The organism is Legionella pneumophila subsp. fraseri, assembly GCF_000586315.1.
Taxonomy (GTDB): Bacteria; Pseudomonadota; Gammaproteobacteria; order Legionellales; family Legionellaceae; genus Legionella; species Legionella pneumophila_B.
The window spans coordinates 226783-246791 of the sequence record NZ_JFIM01000001.1 but is presented as its reverse complement, the minus strand read 5'-3'; the positions used below and the strand labels follow the sequence as shown (position 1 = coordinate 246791).

The following is a 20009-nucleotide window of genomic DNA, read 5'->3' as shown; positions in this document are numbered from 1 at the left end:
ATCAATAATTTTAAGAACAGTATGGTACAGGTTGTAATCTTTTTTGAATTACACCAGAACAGCCTTGATTACATGCATTAAAATCTGCAGCGCAATTACAAGTTACTTTGCGGCATTGTAGTGGATCACGGTAAGATTGCAACCCGCGAGTAATATATCCACCCTGGACTTTAACTTCGTGAAGGTATTCCAGATAATTTTCTCTGGCAGAATAGTTTGCTTTATTAGAGCAGTCTCGACAGTTGTTTGTGCAATTTTGCTTGCAGTAATCAAGCTGTTGAAAACAAGTTTGTTGGCATTGGCTTAAGGTTTTATGCTGTACAATTTTATTTTTAAGTGTGGCACAAGCTGAAAGCTCCAATATTATAAGGCAAAAAAGTAAACGGAATGCAGTGTTCATGATCCAGGTCCCACATTAATTTATTGTGAAATAAAACATTATAGCCAAGCTACTAATGTAAATAATGCAATAAAAACCAATAACACTATAGTGGCATGCTCTACAAGATTTTCAGCAACAGCCATTGGCACTTCTTCAGCATCATTGATACGAACTGCTTGCAAACCACACTCGCTCAGTATTTTATCATTTGAATCAGGAGAAGTTAGAACATGTTGAACGAATAGATGAAAACCTCGTTGAAAATTTCCAACTAATAAAAACAGTAATGCAGTGATTCTGGCTGGTATCCATTCGAGAATGTTAGCAATCTGACTTGCCTGAATACTTATAAAATTAATTTCTTTACATAAAGCGATTAATCTGTAGGTTAAAGCTGCAATTGGCCCTGCGATGATGTACCAGAATACAACAGCAAATAATTGGCTGTTTACCTCTGCGAAATATTCTCCAATTGAATCGGTTTCAGTTTGATTGGTACGCTTTTCCATAATTGGGTAAAAAGCATTTTGTGGACCCAGACAGTAGTAAAAAATAAAGAGGCTAAGAATTAGGCCAAATAACCCAAACAAAATGTTATGGAGAGAAAAATAAACGAGAGATGTTAGAAGAATAATGGGTAGTATGATAGCTATTAAGGTTGCCCAAGGATTAGAAAAAGCTTCATTTTTATCAATGAATTTTTTTAGAAATAGAGAGTAGTTATTAAACCAGGAAAATCGCTGATAGGAAATTGAATGGATTAAAAACCGTTCACTGAGCAAGCATATTACTATTACCAGTAATTTCATTTGATTAATCCTTACGCATTTTTTCAGATAAAGCTATAGGTGTTGGATATTTTAAGACAACAAGATACGATGAAACGATAAAAGTTAAAATAGTCGTTGCCTGAATTAAATTGGAGGCGACTTCTGAAATCAGGTTTGTACTCAAGGCGATGCTTGCAACCAACAAAGAAAACTCACTCCCTTGCCCCAGACGAATTCCCACTTCTTTTGCCACTTGTTTTTTCTCACCAGAGCGGACAAGCAACATATAAAATAACAATGGTTTGATAATCAGTATCAATGTCGCTAATATCACTGCTGGGATAACTACTTGTGCTCCAAATCCAAAATTGAAAGTGGCTCCTATCGAAAAAAAGAACATGACGAGGAAAAAATCTCTTAATGGTTTTAAACTTTCAGCAATAAATAATGAAATTGGGCTGGATGCCAAAGCTACTCCTGCTATAAAAGCGCCAATATCTTCTGATAATCCTATTTTTTGTGCCAAAACGGATATCCCCAAACACCATCCTATTGAGAGTAAAAAAACATATTCCTGGGTTCTATCAAAACGTGCCAGTAGTTTTATCAAAATGTATCTTTCAAATAAAAAGGAGAACAGGCACAAGGCAGGTAGTGAGATAATGACAAGGATAAAATCATTGATTGACAGGTTTCCATCCTGATGAGCACTATTAATTAATATCAAGAGAACTATAGCTATAACGTCCTGCATTAAAAGTACACTAATCATGACTTCACCAGTATGCTGGTGATGCAAAATGGTTGTAGGTAATAATTTCAAGCCAATAATTGTACTTGAAAACATCATGGCGCTGCCCAATATCATGGACTCAGTGACTGAGAGGCCAAACCATCTGCCAATTCCATAGGCTAGCGCAGCAAACAAGATTGAACTAACGATTGCAATCCAGGTTACTTTTCTTAACATATGAATCAAATTCTGGGGCTGTAAATGCAATCCTAATAAGAAAAGCAAGAATACTATTCCGATATCACCTATCTGTTTAACAACCGTCACGTCGGATACAAGCTTTAATCCCCAAGGACCAAAGCTAGCTCCGAGTATTATATAAGCAACCAATAGTGATTGCTTGGTATATAATACCAGAGTAGAAAAAAACGCAGCTCCGGCAAATATCAAAAATATAGTGTAAAATACAGAGCCATCATGCATTGATTGAATGCCTCTTAGTAAAAGGTAGTTAAAATTGAATTATAAAATCAATTTTATCCATTAATCCATTAATTAGCTATTAATTATTGTTTATTAATGAGAAATCGTTGGCTTTAACTGGAACCAGATGGCATCTAAGGTGAGAATGCCATCAATAAAGACATGGGTTGACCAGTCGCTGTTTCTATAAAACAAATTAAATTAACACAGAAAAGGAACCTTTTATTCCGTTATTTGATAGTTTCGTCTTAAGGTTGTCAGCCATTAATTTATTACCAAAAGGCCCGACTCGGACAATATAGTGTTGCTTATAGTGTTCAATAAACACTGGAGATGGAGTGATATGAATCAGTTTTTCCTTCAAACGCTTTGCCAGTGCCTCTGAGGAAAAAGCTCCTGCCTGCAAATAATAATGACCTTGTCCAGCTGGCCCCATGAGTGTTTCAATTTCAACATGAGCTGTTCCTTTGGGAAAAACTCCCAGTTTTAATGCGGCGGCATAAGAGAGATCTATGACGCGATCTGCGTGAAATGGTCCTCTGTCATTGACCTTAACTATTGCGACTTTACCGTTTTCCAGGTTTCTTACTTTGACATAAGTCGGCAGAGGTAATGTTTTGTGAGCAGCAGTCATGACATACATGTTATAAGGTTCACCACTGGATGTACGCTGTTTATGAAATTTTGTTCCATACCATGAGGCAATACCACGAGTTTTATACCCCGTTGAGCTTTTCATGACTTCATAAGTACGCCCATCAACATAATACTCAGAAGGATTGCCATATCTGCTTAATGGTTCTTTGGTCGGTACAGGTTCTTTAAAGCTTACTTGTTTGGCTTGTTTGGGGGCAGCATCCTGTTGAATTGTATAACGGTTGGTTTTGTATTTATATCGATCGTAGACAGAGTTTTTAGTGTGAGTGTTTGGATGTTTATTATTTGCCAGGTTAGGTTTATCATGAGTGGTTTGGCATCCTGCCAGACAAATTGAAAAAATAATAAGTAATTTGCGCATATTTCTTTGATATTTCTTATTGTTATGACTTATTGCCAATATTACCAAAAAATAATAATTTTCGAAGTGTGATTAAATTAACTTCGTAATTTATTTCGCTTTATAAAAAAAATATCAATATTTTTCATATGCCATTTGGCCGCCTGTAAAAGGCTGTGATAATATACGGATATTTTGCAACTACATCAGGTAATATCATGACCAGAGCAACGTCTTTTCTTTTGACGCTATTATTTTTTATTACTTTATTTGTACAATCTACTAATTCAATGGCTGATGAGGCGCTCCCCTCCTCTGATTTACAGAAGCCTTCTCCTACAGTCACAATCAAACCTTTTACAACTCCAGCTGCTCCATTGCTTAATGCCAAAGCTTATATTTTAATTGATGTGAATAGCGGGAAAGTAATTGCCGAAAAAAATAGTGAGGAAAAATTACCACCTGCCAGTTTGACCAAAATGATGACATTGTACGTCATTTCCAATGCATTGAAGAGTGGACAAATCCATTTGACTGATATGGTAAGAGTAAGCCGTGATGCATGGCAGACCGGTGGCTCTCGTATGTTTATAAAAGAGGGCGATCAGGTCTCTGTTGAAGATCTGTTAAAAGGCATCATAGTAGATTCTGGTAACGACGCTTGTGTTGCGATGGCAGAACACCTTGGTGGTTCGGAAAATGCTTTTACCGATATTATGAATCAGCAAGCTCAAAATTTGGGTATGAAAAATAGTCATTTTACAGACAGTACTGGATTACCTGACCCTAATCTATATACGACAGCTAAAGATTTGGCGATTTTAGGTCGAGCCTTAATACTCGATTTCCCAGAATATTACGACTGGTATAAACAAAAATGGTTTACATATAATGGTATACGCCAACCTAATCGAAATCGTTTGTTGTGGAGAGACAGCCAGGTTGATGGTATAAAAACAGGCCACACCAATGACGCTGGATATTGTTTGGTATCTTCCGCAAAGCGTAATAACATGCGTTTATTGGCTGTAGTTTTAGGTGAACCCAGTGATTCTGTGCGTGCTGATGATAGTGAAAAATTACTAAATTACGGTTTTAGATTTTTTGAAACTCATCAATTATATAAATCAGGACAATCAATTGCCGAAATACCTCTTTATAAAGGAAGCTCTGATAAAATTACAGTGGGTTTAACAGAGGATCAATTTATTACGATACCTGCCGGTCAATATGAAAGGTTAAATATTTCAACTAAAGTTCCTAATGATTTACAAGCTCCCATAAAGAAAGGCGATAAAGTGGGTGATATTATTGTTCAATTTAATAACAATATCGTGTCAAGCAAACCGCTTTATGCTTTGCAAACAGTGGAGTCAGGTGGATTTTATACAAGAACAAAAGATTCAATACGGTTAGCATTTAAGCGATGGTTCGGTTCCTAGGATTTTCATAATGAATATCGTTTTTGTTGACGGAAAATATTGCTGTCAATCTGAAGCAAAGATTTCAATATTTGATCGAGGCTTTCTTTTTGGTGATTCTGTCTATGAAGTGCTGCCTGTTTACCATGGGAAGCCTTGTTTTGTTGAGAAGCATCTTGACCGATTATTCTCAAATATGAAAAAAATTAAAATGACCATACCAAATTATGACTGGCATGGTTTAATTCATAGACTGATATCAGAAAATACTGGTGGTAATTTACAAGTTTATATTCAAGTTACACGAGGGAATCAAGGCATACGTAAACATGATATACCTGCTTCCATCACACCTTCGGTTATCGCATTCACTATGCACAATCCTTATCCTACAGCGGAAGATAAAGAAAAAGGAATGTCAGCAAAGCTGATTGAAGACATTCGATGGACGAGATGCGATATAAAAACCACTTCTTTGCTTGCGAATATATTGCTGAATGATGAGGCTGTATCCGAAGGATTCCATACCTCAATTCTTGCCCGGAATGGTCTTATTACAGAAGGAAGTAGCACTAATGTATTTATTGTAACCCAGAATGGTGTTATTAAGACTCCACCCCTGAATTATCTCTGTTTGCCAGGAATTACGCGACAAGTTGTCATTGAAATAATTAAAAAATTAGGTTTAAAGTTTATGGAAGTAGACATTAGCATTTCAGAACTTTTTTCTGCTCAAGAAATTTGGGCAACAAGCACGACAAAAGAAGTATTTCCTATTACAAAAATTAATGACTCCTTGATTAATAGCGGAACAGTGGGCAAATATTGGCGGATAATTAATGATTCCTACCAACAATTAGTAAACTAAATTAATTATGACAAAAACGACATTAATAGAATTCCCCTGCTATTTTCCTATAAAAATTATCGGTATTAACTCAGAGTTATTACTCAACGAAATCAAACAAATTGTTATTAATCACTTCCCTACTTTTGAAAATGAACATTTAACTCATAAAATGAGTGAGAAAAACAAGTACCTGGCTATTACTGTGACAGTATACGCAGAAAGTCAAATATCACTGGATGGATTATATCAGGATTTAAGTCAACATCCGGATGTGAAAATGGTTTTATAATGATAATTCATAATTTAGGCATAAAAGATTATACTGAAGTATGGGAGAAGATGAAGGAGTTCACTGAAGCTCGTGATAGCCATTCCTGCGATGAGCTTTGGTTATTAGAGCATTATCCTGTATACACTCAGGGACAGGCAGGGAAACCAGAGCATGTTCTTAATGCCAACTCTATAAAAATTGTGCAATCAGATCGTGGAGGACAAGTTACATATCATGGCCCCGGCCAATTAGTTGCCTATCTTTTAATGGATATTCGTCGCAGGAATCTGGGTATAAGAACTTTAGTAACAAAGCTGGAAGAAATCTTAATTTCAGTTTTGGATCATTATAAAATTGCAGCAAGCACTCGTAGTGGAGCACCAGGGGTTTACATCGGTGAAAAAAAAATTGCATCGATAGGGCTTAGGGTGAAAAATGGGTGTACCTATCATGGTATAGCATTAAATGTGAATATGGATTTGAGCCCATTCTCAGGTATAAACCCGTGTGGTTTTGCTAAAATGGAAATGACACAGATGAGCCATTTCCATCCTAATATTCAGTTAGAGGAAGTAAGCCAACATTTTGTACAGTATTTTTTGAATCAATTTAAATAAATAATAGGATATTATGAATTTGTTAGCAGATTATGTGCAACCAATGACTTACTGGCTACAGGCAAACCCACATTGGTCTCTGTTTATCACTTTCTTAATCGCTTTAAGCGAATCTTTAGCTGTGATTGGAAGTATTATACCTGGCTCGGTCACCATGACTGCAATAGGGATATTAGCAGGTTCTGGAATCATGCGTATTGATTTGACATTACTTGCTGCAACGCTGGGGGCTGTTTGTGGAGATAGCCTTAGTTATTTTTTGGGATACTTTTATAGCGATCGTTTAATCGAAATTTGGCCCTTTAGAAAATATCCAGGCTTATTGAAGTATGGTAAAGAGTTTTTTGCAAGCCATGGCGGTAAAAGTGTATTAATAGGTCGGTTTGTTGGCCCATTACGTTCAATCATTCCGGTAATCGCTGGAATAATGCATATGAAACAATGGAGATTCCTGATTGCAAATGTAGTTTCTGCTATCGGTTGGTCTATTTTATATGTTATGCCAGGAGTTTTGATCGGTGCAGCAGGACATGAATTATCAGCAGAAGGAGCTACAAGATTTTTTATCTTGATCTTGGTGATTCTTGCTGTTATTTGGCTGACTAGCCTTGTTCTCAAATGGTTATTTATTAAGTTAAACTCATTTTTGAGAAGTAACTTACACCGTTTTTGGTTAGGAATTAAGACGAGCCCCAGATTATCTAAAGTATATTATGCTATCACTCCTGCTCAGGAGGAAAATCATTACAATACAGTTGGTTTAATACTGATTACCCTTGTGATTTTTTTTCTCTTTTTAACTTTGGCTATTTTTACCATTGAAGGTCAACTGTTAGACTATATTAATGTGCCTGTGCATTTTTTTATGCAAAGCGTCCACAGTTCCTTACTGGAAGCATTTTTTATTGTATGTGCTCAGTTAACAAGCAAATCAACATTAATTGGGTTATTCATCGTTTCTTGCGTATGGTTTATTTATCATAAAAATTATCGAGCTACAGTTTATCTAAGCAGCATAACCCTATTTAGCTGTTTTATTGCTTTATTTTTAACTAAAATGATTGATAGCCCTAGGCCCCAAGGATTATTGGTTACTTTACCTGGCTCTTCTTTTCCATCAATTAGTATTTCCATTGCTACAGCGCTTTATGGTTTTATTTTGTTTTATATAAATAGCAAGTACTCCTTAATAACCAGCAGTTTTAAAACGATTATATTAATTGTGCTCGGGTTAAGCGGGTTTGCTAACATCTATTTAGGTGATTTTTGGTTTTCTGATGTTTTAGCTGCTTATTTGTTGGGAGCTGAAATTTGTTTGATTCATTGTTTAGTATATAGAAGGTTTCGTACTTCTATTATAAAGAATGAGCATCCATTAATGATGCTCATGTCGCTGTTTATGGTTATTGTATTGACCACAGCAATTTCAACGGCTGTGAATTTTAAAGAGCTGGTTCATGACCATATGCCCTATCACAAAGAGTTTACTCTTACAGAAAAACAATGGTGGGATCAGAAAAGGCCTCTTTTACCTTTGTATAGACTAAGTAGAATTGGAAAACGAATAAGCCTCTTAAACATTCAATACGTAGGTGATCTGGATACATTGCAAAATAAGCTTGAACAATTTGGATGGGAGCCGCAGAGTGATAAAACTTTTTTTACCAGATTACTGATGCGAATGAATAATACACCATCAAATGTTAAATTGCCTTTACTCACCCAGTTATTTGAAAACAAAAAGCCGGGCTTGATTATGACATATCAAGATAAAAAATCCAGATTGATTCTTGATTTGACTATTTGGCAATCAAATTATTATCTGTCCGATCCTAAAAGAATTGTGTGGATAGGCTCTATTCATCAAAATATCTTTAACTTAAAGCAAAAAAAATCCAAACATGATTTATCACCAGTATTAAATCCATTGTCTTATGTAATCCCTGCCCTTGATGACTTTACCCTTAGACGGATTGTGTTGTCTGATAATTTAATAAAAACATCGGTTTTTCCTACTGCCCCGTTTATTCTTTTGATAAAAACCAAATAATAGAAAACAGTTGGTAGCAGGAAACATACTCTGATTTATTTATATCAGGTTTGGCTAGTAACCCATGTAAATTACTGATATAACTATATATATTCTTATAATTTATAATAATAAGGGATGGAATCAATGCATATCTTGGCTAAAGTTATTCACTGTCTCTTTCCATTAATTGCCCTAACTCTTTTAATTATTGGAATCAAACGAAACGCAATTTATTATATTATTTCTTCACTATGGATAAGCCTTATTTCATTAGTCATTCATTATCAGACTTCCGGTGGAGAGATTTTAGGTACCTATTTTAATTATCTTAACGCAGCAATATATACCATCAATTTGTTAGTTTTATGTTTATCCTTAATTTACGTTTTATGGCACCTAAGTAATGATAATGTAGCATTTAAAATTGTTAGCAGTTTGTTTCAATCGTTTATAGTCATTGGATCTTTATTGGTTGTAATTAATCTTTGGATTAATGCCTATTTTATCGAAAACAGGTTGACAGGCACTCCTGTGATGCAGGTAGCCCTTTTAGAGAAACCAGATTATTGCAATTACAGATATATATTTTATAAGGTGGCGTTGGATGGCACAGTAAATTATCTTTGCCCGAATCATTACGGTTTAATCCCCTCAATTGGTCGATTGTCCATAAGCCCGGATTTTATTGCATCACAGTTATCAATACCAAGCAAAAAACAAATGCTCTTATTGCAACAAAAAAGGAGTTAAACTAGCGATTTTCTATATTTTAACAAATTGTTCTGATATTTATTATTTGATAGTATGTGTGTAACTTACCAGTATAGTGCGTCTATGAAACGATTTTTTCCGATATTGTTTATTCTTTACTGCTGTAATTTATTTGCAATGGCACCCAAGCTTAACTGGGATAAAGCGATTGACAAAGCAATAAAACGTTATGGACTCAGAGTAGAACCGCAATTAATTTCTTATTTTTCCAAAGCTGGAGTTAGCTATCCGCCTAAAGAAATTGCCTTGCTTGCCTTCAAGTCAGAACGTAAAGTTGAGTTATGGGCAAAAAATCCAGATCAAGAATGGACCCATATTCACGATTACCCATTAACTGGTTTTAGCGGACGTTTAGGACCTAAATTACGTGAAAATGACAAGCAAATTCCTGAAGGGATCTATAAATTAGTAAATTTTAATCCTTTTAGTAGTATGCACTTATCCATGATGATTAACTATCCGAATAGTTTTGACCGACAAAAAGGTTACATGGATGGCAGAAAAGAGTTAGGTAATAATATTTTTATTCATGGAAAAAATTTATCTGTTGGTTGTTTGGCTGTCGGTGATCTTGCTATTGATCAATTATTTATTTTAGCCAGAAGAGTTGGTCTTAAAAACATACAGGTTATTATTGCCCCTAATGATTTACGATATCAAAAGCCATCAACCTCTACATTTGCCCAACCCAGATGGTTACCCGAACTTTATAAACAAATTTCAGAGTCACTTAAACCCTTTAAAAAAACCAAATTTACTGCTTAATATAAAGATTAATCTTTTTATTTTATTTGAGTATATACTTAAATAAAATAATTAATAAAAGAATAATCATAAAAATCATATGAATACTCCCAGAAGACAATCATGGTCTCATATTGATTTGGGCGACATAGCAAAAAATGACTCACTGCTAGCCTGCTTGGTATTATTAACCCGATATTACCAAAATCCTTTTTCGCCTCCATCGCTTATAGCTCGCTTGCCATTGGTCAATAGTAAATTGAGTGTGGATATGTTTTCACGTGCTGCTGCCAGAGCTTCTTTAGATTCTGAAGTGAAAACTTTAAAATTAGAACAAATTAGTGATGCGGATATCCCATTAGTATTAATTAAAAGAAATGGCGAAGCTGTGCTTCTAATACTGGAGGATGATGGTAAAAGAGTGATCCTTGATCCCAAGCAACCTGATTCCCGGATTGATTTAAATCAAATTGCTGATGAGTTAAGCGGGCAAGTCATCTTTGTTGAACAACAATACAAACCTAGTACCAGAGCACATGAAACTCTTTCCAAAGAACAAAAAAACTGGTTTTGGAAAGTTGTTATTAAATCTTGGCCATTGTATTCCGAAGTGCTTGTTGCCTCCTTACTCGTGAATGTGTTTGCACTGGTTGTTCCCTTATTTAGCATGAATGTGTATGACCGCGTGGTTCCCAACCATGCTATTGATACCATGTGGGTACTTGCCAGTGGCGTAGCATTAGTATTTCTTTTTGATATGTTGCTCAAGAGTTTACGTTCCTATTTTATTGATGTGGCCAATAAACACAGTGATAAAGAATTGTCTGCTTTAATATTTCAGCAAGTTCTTGGATTAAGTATGGCTAACAGGCCGAAATCTGTTGGTTCTTTAGCAAATACTGTGCAGTCATTTGAGGTATTCAGGGATTTTATTACTTCGACTACTATGACAGTTCTTGTTGATCTTCCTTTTGTATTTATTTTTCTTTTTGTTATTTATTTAATTGGTGGCGTGTTGTTTTGGATACCTTTTTTAGTGCTCCCTACCATTTTTATAATAGGTTTATTGCTGCAATGGCCTTTAATTCGACTTACGAGAAAATCCTATCAATATGGTGCTGAAAAACAAGCTACTTTGTTTGAGTCTTTGGCTACTATAGAAACTGTAAAGACAACTGGAGCAGAATCAGTACTGCAATCGCGATGGGAAAAAATAATAAATGAAGCTTCTAAAAACTCTATGCAATTGCGTTTTGTAGCTAATACAAGTATTAGTATCACCAATCTGGCCCAACAAATTGCAACTATCGCTATTATCATTGCAGGTGTTTATATGATTTCTGAAGGTGAGTTAACCACAGGGGGACTGATTGCCTGTACCATCTTGACGGGACGAGCACTGGCGCCCATGGCGCAGGTATCCACCCTATTTACTCGTTACTTCCAATCAGTTAATGCCCTGGATTCGTTAAACAAGATTATGCAACTTGAGACAGATACCACAGAAGAAACTCGTTATCTCCATAGGCCTTCTCTGAAAGGTGCAGTTGAATTTAAACAGGTATCTTTTCATTACAAGGAAGATGAGACTAAGGTACTGCAAAATCTTAATTTTAAAATTAATACAGGTGAACGTGTAGCCATTATAGGGCGAGTTGGTTCAGGTAAATCGACTTTGGGAAAGTTAATATTAAAGCTGTATGTTCCTACCGAAGGAACTATTCTACTGGATGGCACCGATTATAAACAAATTAATCCTGACGATTTACGTCAGCAAATAGGTTATATTCCTCAGGATATTGTTTTATTTTATGGAAGCATAAGAGATAATATTTGCGTGGGGGCTCCCTTTGTAAATGATTCCGCGCTTTTAAAGGCAGCTGAAATAGCTGGAGTAACAAGTTTTACCAATAATCATCCTAAAGGCTTTGACAGACAAGTTGGAGAAAAAGGAGCGGAATTATCTGGAGGGCAAAGACAAGCTGTGGCACTTGCCCGTGCGTTGATTATGAGCCCTAATATTTTATTATTGGATGAGCCGACTTCGGCAATGGATGATAATAACGAAAAACAAATCAAAAAAAATCTTAATGAATATTTATCAGATAATCGTACTTTGATTTTAATAACTCATAAGATTTCCATGCTGGAGCTGGTCAATCGCATTATCGTTTTGGAAAATGGCAAAATTATTGCTGATGGTAATAAAGAAGCTGTTCTAAGCGCCCTTAGGACTGGAGTAACGGTGAGGAAATAGTCTATGAAAAAAACTCACAGTTCAAAAATATTCACCCATATTATTTTATGGGCTTCTTTGCTTTTTTTTATTGCAGCGATTGTCTGGGCTAATTATGCCATTCTTGATGAAGTAACTACAGGACAAGGAAAAGTCATTCCCTCCAGTGAGGTGCAGGTCATACAGAATCTTGAAGGTGGGATCATTCAGAATATTTTTGTCAAAGAGGGACAAATAGTTAAAAAAGATCAAATTTTAATGCAAATTGATAATACTCGATTTATGTCAAGCTATGCCGAAGCAGAGAAAAAAATTGATGCGCTGGAAATAGAAATTATACGGCTTAATGCTGAAATCAGTAATACAAAACCTGTGTTTCCAGAAAAACTTACCAAAACCTATCCTCATCTTGTGCAGGATCAATTGTCTCTATATGAATCACGTATGAGAGAGTTGAATCAATTGGAAAAGTCTCTGGAGTTGGCGCAAAAAGAATTGAATTTAACTCGCCCACTATTAAAAGGAGGCTCTGTTTCAGAGGTGGAAGTCATTCGTCTGGAAAGAACAGTAAGTGAAATTAAAGGGAGCATTGAGAAATTCAAATCAGAAGAATTGGATAGATTGAATAAAGCCAGAACAGAGTTATTTGCGCTGATTGAAGCCAATAAGGCAGACAAAGATCGTTTAACTCGAACCACAGTTCGTTCTCCAGTTTATGGTATTGTAAAACAAATTAAAACGAAAACAATTGGCGGTGTAGTTCAGCCTGGTAATGATTTGCTTGAAATTGTACCGCTTGATGATACTTTATTAATTGAAGCAAAGATACGCCCTTCTGACATTGGTTTCATCCATCCAGGTCAAAAAGCTATGGTTAAAATTACAGCATATGATTTTTCTATTTATGGTGGATTGGAGGGTATTGTAGAGCATATTAGCGCCGATACTATTATCGATGAGCAAACAGATAAAAAAGAGGAAAGTTATTATATAGTTAAAGTGCGTACAGAAAAAAATTATCTAGGTACTGAGAAAAATCCATTGCCTATTATTCCTGGCATGCAAGCTACTGTAGATATACTTACTGGTCAAAAATCTGTTCTCCAATACCTCTTGAAGCCTATAATTAAAGCTAAGCAATCCGCACTGAGAGAACGTTGATTATTAGAAGTCATTAGCTTGTCATATTATGCGATAATTAGTTAATTGGTCTATCATAATATTAATATTATTTTCTGTCAGGTTATCCGTACAAAGGATATAATATTATGCAATCGATGGTACTCCATAAATCATCCAATTCTTACTACAATGCATATTATCTAACTGTAGCTTTCACCACTCTGACATTTATCTTTGGGCTGTCTGTTTTAATTGGTTGGCATTTTAATATTGAGTTTTTAATTCAATACCAACCAAATAAGGTAGCAATCGTTTACAATACATCTTTATGCTTTATTATTTTATCCTTTTCTATTTTTTTATTCCTAAATTGCTATTACAAGTCAGCCATTACTTTAAATACTATTGTTTTTATTTTATCTGGGTTAGCGCTTGCACAGCATATTTTTAGCATTAACCTTGGGATCGACGAAGTATTCTTTCATCACTATCAATCTATTGAAAATGCTTATCCTGGCAGAATGGCCGCGAATACAGCATTTTGCTTTTTATTAATCACTACAGCACTTATTTTGATGAATATAAGATGTTATCAATCCTTTAATAATTCTCTGGCAGGTGCACTTGGTTTATTAGTATTTTGTTTGGCTTTGTTGTTCATAAGTGGTTATTTTTCAGAAATTCAACAGGCTTACAAATGGGGTGACAAAACACCCATGTCAATCAACACAGGAATTGGTTTTTTGTTGCTTTCTTTAGCAGTGATGGGTTTATATTGGCACAATAATACCCTTTATCAATTAAAATCCGGTATTGCAATGCCTTACTTAAGTGCATTTTGCATTATGTTTACTTTTGCCTTGTTATCATTTGAAATTTTTAAAAAGGAAAAAGAACTAAATTTAAGCACCAATTTATCACTCAGCGCACTTGCTTTAGGAGTTTTTTTTTCCATCCTGTTTGGATTAATCATTAGATTATGGCAATTGGCAAAAATATCAGCTGTAACTGCCAAATATGCATTGTCAGAAATCAAGGCTACTCTGGAATCTACAGCAGACGGTATTTTGGTAGTGGATAGAACAGGCAATGTGATGAATTACAATAAACGCTTTTTAAATATGTGGTATCAAGAAGAGAGACCTCTGAAAACGATAAATTATCATGATATAAAATTGATAATTAATAAACAATTAATCAATCGAAGGGAAACAATTCAAAGAATCAATAAGATCTTGAAAAGTCCAGATTATCAACACGCATTCGAGTTAAAACTTAAAGGTGAAATATACTACGATTGCTATACCCAACCATTAAAGCTGGATGATGAAATCATTGGGCGTGTTTGGAGTTTTAGAGACATTACTGCTACCAAAAGGCTTGAAATGGAGCTATCTCACCAATCTACACATGATATGCTCACCAATTTACCTAATAAAGTATTGACTATCAATATACTGGAATATGCAATGAAAGCAGCAGTTATCAGTAAAAAAATAGTCGGAGTTTATTTATTGGATTTAGATCGATTCACCCAAATTAATGACGTATTTGGCCACAGCAAGGGAGATGAAATAATAAAAGCTATTTCCAAGCGGCTAATTGATTGTGTGCCGATTAACCATGTGATTGGACGACTAAGTGGTGATCAGTTTATTGTCATTGCCAGTATTAACAATAGCAAAGAGGCTGTTACTGGAGTCATGAGATTATTAAGTGCCTTTAATGAAGCTGTTAAAATGAACGGCCATTGTATTAAAATGAGTTGCAGTGTGGGGATTTCGTTTTACCCTAAAGATGGCAATACAGTTGATACACTATTATCCAAGGCTGATATTGCCTTGTCTCGAACAAAAACTGAAGGTCATAATAGTTTTCAATTTTATACTCAAGAAATGCATACCTATACTTTAGAACACATTGTATTGGAAAGTGAGTTAAGAAATGCGGTGGAAAAAAACGAGTTTGTTTTGTATTACCAACCTATTCTAAAATTAAGTTCTATGAGTGTCATTGGTTTTGAAGCACTAATTCGCTGGAATCATCCCCGAAAAGGATTAATTCTTCCTGACAAATTCATTTCTCTTGCAGAAGAAATTGGGGCCATTGGTGAAATTGGTGATTGGGTGTTCGTCACAGTATGCAAACAGATACAGGCATGGCAACTAAAAGGATTTAAAAATTTAAAAATTTCAGTCAACCTTTCACCAAGGCAGTTTAAGTTTCAACATATTCCCAAGAGAATCAATGAACTATTATCCGAATTTCAAGTGAAATCAGAATCTATTGAATTAGAATTAACTGAAAATATATTAATAGACAAGTCGGCTGATATTATCGATACTTTAAATGAATTAAAGGAATTGGGTATCCAAATCTCAATTGATGACTTTGGTACTGGCTATTCTTGCTTAAGTTACTTAAAAGACTTACCAATTGATACTTTAAAAATTGATCAGATCTTTGTGAAAGATCTAAAAAATAATCAATCCAATCAAACTCTAATAAAAGCCATAATTGCGATGGCAAAAACATTTAACTTGAGTTTGATTGCAGAGGGAATTCAAAACAAACACGAACTTGTCTTTTTACAAAAGTTAGGTTGTCATTATGGACAAGGATACTATTTTTCTCATCCCATGCCGCCTGAAAAATGTACGCTCCTTTTGCAATAGTTTATTTACTTGCCTCATGATCCGGATGAACGATAAAAATCCCTGGGGCATTACGTAAATATTCGTGATAGTCCATACCATAACCAAAAATATAATGATCTTCTACCTGTAAGCCCACAAAATCCGCTTTTTGCAGACCATTGGGAACACGTTTGCGATATTTATCAACTAATACGGCACTATAAACTTCTGCAGCCCCCATTCCTTTGATTTCATTAATTATGGCAGCCAGAGTTATACCACCATCAAGAATATCATCTACGACCAACACAGTGCGTCCTGCAAGATTACTTGATGGTTTCACTTTCCAATGAATATCTCCTCCTGTTAAATCACCTCGATAACGTGTAGCATGAACATAATCTACTTCTAAAGGAAAATCCAAACGATGCAATAGATTGCCTAATGGAACGAGGCCTCCGACCATCACGCAAATAATTACAGGATTTTTATCCTGTAATTTTTCATGAATTTTTATTGCCATTCTATCCAGTGCTGCTTCAACTTCATTAGATGTGTATAAACAGGTTGATTTTTCATATACAGCTTTAATTTTATCAGGAATAGTCATTTATTTATTTCCTTAGAAGTTGTTTATACAGGTTAAATAAAGTTAATCTTTTACCTTCCCTGCTCCAGGGAAAGGCCTTACTTTATTGCTATGGCCCAAGTTATCTTTGACTTTGGATGTTCCTTGTTTTGAAACTTCATCAATTCGAAATATGGAATGTATAGGGATAAAAATGCGCTTAACATCACAAAATTCCATTTTAAGTTTTTCTTCAGACGGATCGACTACCAGAGCCGTTTGCTCTCCAAAAACCAACTCTTCAACTTCCAGAAAACCAAACATATCGCTTTCTTTTATTGAACGAGCATAAATTTCATAAATTTCGTCCTGATTAGCAAAACTGATTTTGAATAGCGATTTTTTTGTCATGTATCTAACCTTATCTTAAAGCAGGATAGAGTATACAAAAAGTAAGGGTTAATCTTCAAATATTTAGAGTGGTTTAGTTGCATAGAACTTATTGTTAGCTCTAAATTTGTTCATTTAGACTTGGCGATGACAATAATTTAGTATCTTTTCATATATGATTATTAATAGGCTATGAATTTTTTCTAATTTGTTGCAGGTTGTAAGGGTGAATCATATTCTTTTTTTACCGATTCTATGACGGGTTCTATTGCAAGTGATGGACTAATGTATTCATATTTTTGAGTGATATAACAATAAAATCCAGAGGGAAAAGGCCATATCATTTTTCCAATCTCATCAAAAAAAGTTAATTTTTTAATTAAAGATTGGCTATTTACTGGTGGTATATAGCAAAAATTAGTTAAAGAGCACTGTTTGTAGCCCCTTTGAAGAAAAATTCTGTTAAGATTGAAAGCTGAGCGCATTTTTACTGCTCGATTACCATAACAGTTAAGTAATCCCCATTTCATGGCGCTTCCCCATAAACTCCATGGGTTAATGCATAAGAATATGAGAAATCCCATAGGTTTCAATATTCGGTCAATTTCATCGATTAAACTAAAATTGTTTCCAAATGGCTCTAATGTTAAAGGTACTAGAATACAATCCAAGGTATCTCTATTCAATGGCAACTGGTTTAAGGAGCATTCAAGATGGATTTTATTTACAGATGAGCATGGTGATGCTACCCATTTATGTTTAAAATCAAGAAGTTTTAACCAGGGGTTTGTACCACAATCTCCAAGTTGTAGCAACGTCTCTCCTTTTAAGAACTTCTTTACTGGTTCTAGTTGATCTGTAAATTCTTTAGCAACAAATACACCTAAAGGTGATTGGAACCATTCGTATAAAGTGCGATAATGTTTTATTTGCTGTTCAATCAACAAAATGTGACCTTTAATTTAATATCTTTTATTAACTACAATACAACGAGTTTTACATGCAAACAATTCATTTTTAATTTTAAATTTTCAAATTTTTTCTTAATTTCCAATAGTTGCGTTATAGTTTGCGTTTGCAAAAATTCATGTGGCGAAATAATCAGAAATATTATTTAGATACAGGTCTAGTTAAGATAATTTATAAAACAATGAAATACTTAACATCATGACTTAAATATGAGGTTGTGTTCAAAAAACCGTGAAATTATAAATTTTTTTAACTATATTTAAAACTAAGATATACTTTAAATAAATAAAATGGCTCTAGCTACAGATGAATATAGACTACAGGGAATTGGCCAGCTTCTAGTACTGGAAAAGTTGCTAGATAAAACCAAAGCAATTGAGTTGCATAAATTGGCCGCAGCAGAAAAGATATCTTTAGTGCAATATCTTGTAAAAAATAAAATACTATCTGCTGAACAAATTGCACTGACGGCTGCTCAAAATTTTGGCGTACCAATGATGGATATTAATTGCATTGAGGTGGACTCTATTCCTGCGAGTCTGGTTAATGAGAAATTGATTAAACGTCATGCCATGGTCCCCCTGTTTAGTCGCGGCACTAACTTGTACCTTGCAACAGATGATCCCAGTAAGCAAGCTTCATTAAAGGAAATTCAATTTCATACCGGACTGAATACTCATGCTATAGTTGTAGAAACAGATAAACTGAGTTCTTTGATTGATAACTTATTAACAGCAAAGGAAAGTCAAGGCTTATCGGACTATGTCGAAGACTCTGGTGATCTGGAAGGTTTGGAAATAAGTACCGAAGATGAAGATCAAGATGTTGATACAGCAACATCTGCAACAGATGATGCACCGATTGTAAAGTTCGTTAATAAAATTTTATTGGATGCGATAAGGCAAGGCGCTTCTGATATACATTTTGAGCCTTATGAACGAGAATACCGGATCAGGTACAGGCAAGATGGTATTTTACATGAGGTAGCTACCCCACCGGCAAGCCTGGCATCCCGTATTACAGCGCGTATCAAGGTAATGTCTAATTTGGATATATCAGAGAGGCGTATACCCCAGGATGGCGGCTTTAAAATGAAAATATCCAAAGCACGAGCGATTGATTTCAGAGTGAGCACCTGTCCAACCTCAGCCGGGGAAAAAGTGGTGATGCGAGTACTTGATTCTGGTGCTGCTAAATTAGGTATTGAAGCATTAGGATTTAATCCTGTTCAGAGGTCCAATTTCATTAAAGCAATCCAGCGCCCACAGGGAATGATTTTAGTGACAGGCCCAACAGGTAGTGGAAAAACAGTTACCTTATATACGGCTTTGAATATATTAAATACAATTGAAGTGAACATTTCGACTGCAGAGGATCCTGTTGAAATCAAGGTACCTGGCATCAATCAGGTTAATATTAATCCTAAAGCCGGCCTAACCTTTTCCGGTGCATTGCGCTCGTTTCTAAGGCAAGACCCTGATATTATCATGGTTGGTGAGATACGAGATCTTGAAACAGCTGAAATTGCTGTAAAAGCTGCGCAGACAGGGCATTTGGTTCTTTCTACACTGCATACCAACAGTGCTGCTGAAACATTAAATCGTTTAGTGAACATGGGGATACCTACTTTTAACATTGCGAGTTCAGTTACATTAATTATTGCACAAAGGCTGGCAAGAAAATTATGTAATCAATGTAAGGCAGTGCGCGATGACTTTACCAATCAAGGTTTGATTGAATTAGGCTTCAAGGAAGCTGATCTGGTTAATCTTAAATTATACAAAGCAGTAGGTTGTGATCAATGCACAAGTGGCTATCGCGGGCGGGTTGGTCTGTTTGAGGTTTTACCAATGACGAAAGAGCTAGGCCAGTTGATTATGTCAGGTGGTAACTCCCTGGATATCTTAAAATTAGCCCAATCTGAAGGTATGCTGACTATCTTTCAATCGGGCATAGAAAAAGTCAAGGAAGGGATCACAACCATAGAGGAGGTCAATCGGGTAACCGTTGATTAATG

General features: G+C 35.3%; 18 protein-coding genes. 11 read left to right on the top strand and 7 right to left on the bottom strand.

All coding sequences use genetic code 11. The features are described from left to right. Positions 1-10: 10 nt before the first annotated feature. From CC34_RS0101100 to CC34_RS0101085, 4 genes are all read right to left on the bottom strand, one after another. Positions 11-400 carry a hypothetical protein gene (locus CC34_RS0101100; RefSeq protein WP_027227006.1) on the bottom strand — a complete coding sequence of 130 codons (390 nt, stop codon included), beginning with the start codon at positions 398-400 and terminating at the stop codon, positions 11-13. Positions 401-438: 38 nt separating this feature from the next. Beyond that, positions 439-1191 (bottom strand): membrane protein, encoded by a 753-nt coding sequence (locus tag CC34_RS0101095; RefSeq protein ID WP_027227007.1) that lies wholly within the window; start codon positions 1189-1191, stop codon positions 439-441. A gap of 4 nt (positions 1192-1195) precedes the next feature. After that, complete coding sequence (locus CC34_RS0101090; protein WP_027227008.1) at positions 1196-2368, bottom strand: cation:proton antiporter; 1173 nt, start codon at positions 2366-2368, stop codon at positions 1196-1198. A 196-nt stretch (positions 2369-2564) separates the two neighbouring features. Continuing rightward, a complete protein-coding gene (locus CC34_RS0101085) occupies positions 2565-3386 on the bottom strand; it encodes a septal ring lytic transglycosylase RlpA family protein (protein ID WP_027227009.1) in 822 nt (273 codons plus the stop codon). Between the two features lie 197 nt (positions 3387-3583). Here CC34_RS0101085 and CC34_RS0101080 point away from each other — a divergent pair, with 197 nt between their 5' ends. From CC34_RS0101080 to CC34_RS0101035, 10 genes are all read left to right on the top strand, one after another. Further along, positions 3584-4807, top strand: a complete 1224-nt coding sequence (locus CC34_RS0101080; RefSeq protein ID WP_027227010.1) for a D-alanyl-D-alanine carboxypeptidase family protein — start codon at positions 3584-3586, stop codon at positions 4805-4807. A gap of 10 nt (positions 4808-4817) precedes the next feature. After that, positions 4818-5654 (top strand): D-amino acid aminotransferase, encoded by an 837-nt coding sequence (locus tag CC34_RS0101075; protein ID WP_027227011.1) that lies wholly within the window; start codon positions 4818-4820, stop codon positions 5652-5654. Between the two features lie 7 nt (positions 5655-5661). After that, on the top strand, positions 5662-5925 hold the full coding sequence (locus tag CC34_RS0101070; RefSeq protein WP_027227012.1) for an HP0495 family protein: 264 nt from the start codon (positions 5662-5664) through the stop codon (positions 5923-5925). After that, a complete protein-coding gene (lipB, locus tag CC34_RS0101065; RefSeq protein ID WP_027227013.1) occupies positions 5925-6524 on the top strand; it encodes a lipoyl(octanoyl) transferase LipB in 600 nt (199 codons plus the stop codon). The genes CC34_RS0101070 and lipB overlap by 1 nt, the downstream gene beginning before the upstream one ends. 13 nt (positions 6525-6537) lie before the next feature. Continuing rightward, entirely contained in the window at positions 6538-8574 is a 2037-nt protein-coding gene (locus tag CC34_RS0101060; protein WP_027227014.1) for a VTT domain-containing protein, read from the top strand. A 126-nt stretch (positions 8575-8700) separates the two neighbouring features. Then, positions 8701-9306, top strand: a complete 606-nt coding sequence (locus CC34_RS0101055; protein ID WP_027227015.1) for a hypothetical protein — start codon at positions 8701-8703, stop codon at positions 9304-9306. A gap of 84 nt (positions 9307-9390) precedes the next feature. Further along, complete coding sequence (locus CC34_RS0101050) at positions 9391-10092, top strand: L,D-transpeptidase family protein (RefSeq protein ID WP_181049470.1); 702 nt, start codon at positions 9391-9393, stop codon at positions 10090-10092. Positions 10093-10171: 79 nt separating this feature from the next. Continuing rightward, positions 10172-12328, top strand: a complete 2157-nt coding sequence (locus CC34_RS0101045; protein ID WP_027227017.1) for a type I secretion system permease/ATPase — start codon at positions 10172-10174, stop codon at positions 12326-12328. Positions 12329-12331: 3 nt separating this feature from the next. Further along, positions 12332-13468 (top strand): HlyD family type I secretion periplasmic adaptor subunit, encoded by a 1137-nt coding sequence (locus tag CC34_RS0101040; protein WP_028378906.1) that lies wholly within the window; start codon positions 12332-12334, stop codon positions 13466-13468. 107 nt (positions 13469-13575) lie between these two features. Next, positions 13576-16104 carry a putative bifunctional diguanylate cyclase/phosphodiesterase gene (locus tag CC34_RS0101035; protein WP_027227019.1) on the top strand — a complete coding sequence of 843 codons (2529 nt, stop codon included), beginning with the start codon at positions 13576-13578 and terminating at the stop codon, positions 16102-16104. A gap of 1 nt (position 16105) precedes the next feature. Here the strand turns inward: CC34_RS0101035 and CC34_RS0101030 are convergent, their stop codons facing one another. The 3 genes from CC34_RS0101030 to CC34_RS0101020 all read right to left on the bottom strand — a co-directional run bounded on the left by CC34_RS0101030 (position 16106) and on the right by CC34_RS0101020 (position 17970). Next, positions 16106-16675: a hypoxanthine-guanine phosphoribosyltransferase gene (locus tag CC34_RS0101030; RefSeq protein WP_027221706.1), complete on the bottom strand. Its 570-nt coding sequence runs from the start codon at positions 16673-16675 to the stop codon at positions 16106-16108. A 42-nt stretch (positions 16676-16717) separates the two neighbouring features. After that, the gene (locus CC34_RS0101025; protein ID WP_028378907.1) at positions 16718-17044 is read right to left on the bottom strand and encodes a DUF1820 family protein; all 327 of its coding nucleotides are present in this window, start codon (positions 17042-17044) and stop codon (positions 16718-16720) included. 182 nt (positions 17045-17226) lie between these two features. Beyond that, positions 17227-17970, bottom strand: a complete 744-nt coding sequence (locus CC34_RS0101020) for a methyltransferase domain-containing protein (RefSeq protein WP_027227021.1) — start codon at positions 17968-17970, stop codon at positions 17227-17229. Positions 17971-18282: 312 nt separating this feature from the next. On the opposite strand from CC34_RS0101020, the gene pilB reads away from it, so the two are divergent. Then, positions 18283-20007 carry a type IV-A pilus assembly ATPase PilB gene (pilB, locus tag CC34_RS0101015; RefSeq protein ID WP_027227022.1) on the top strand — a complete coding sequence of 575 codons (1725 nt, stop codon included), beginning with the start codon at positions 18283-18285 and terminating at the stop codon, positions 20005-20007. The last annotated feature ends 2 nt before the right edge of the window (positions 20008-20009 follow it).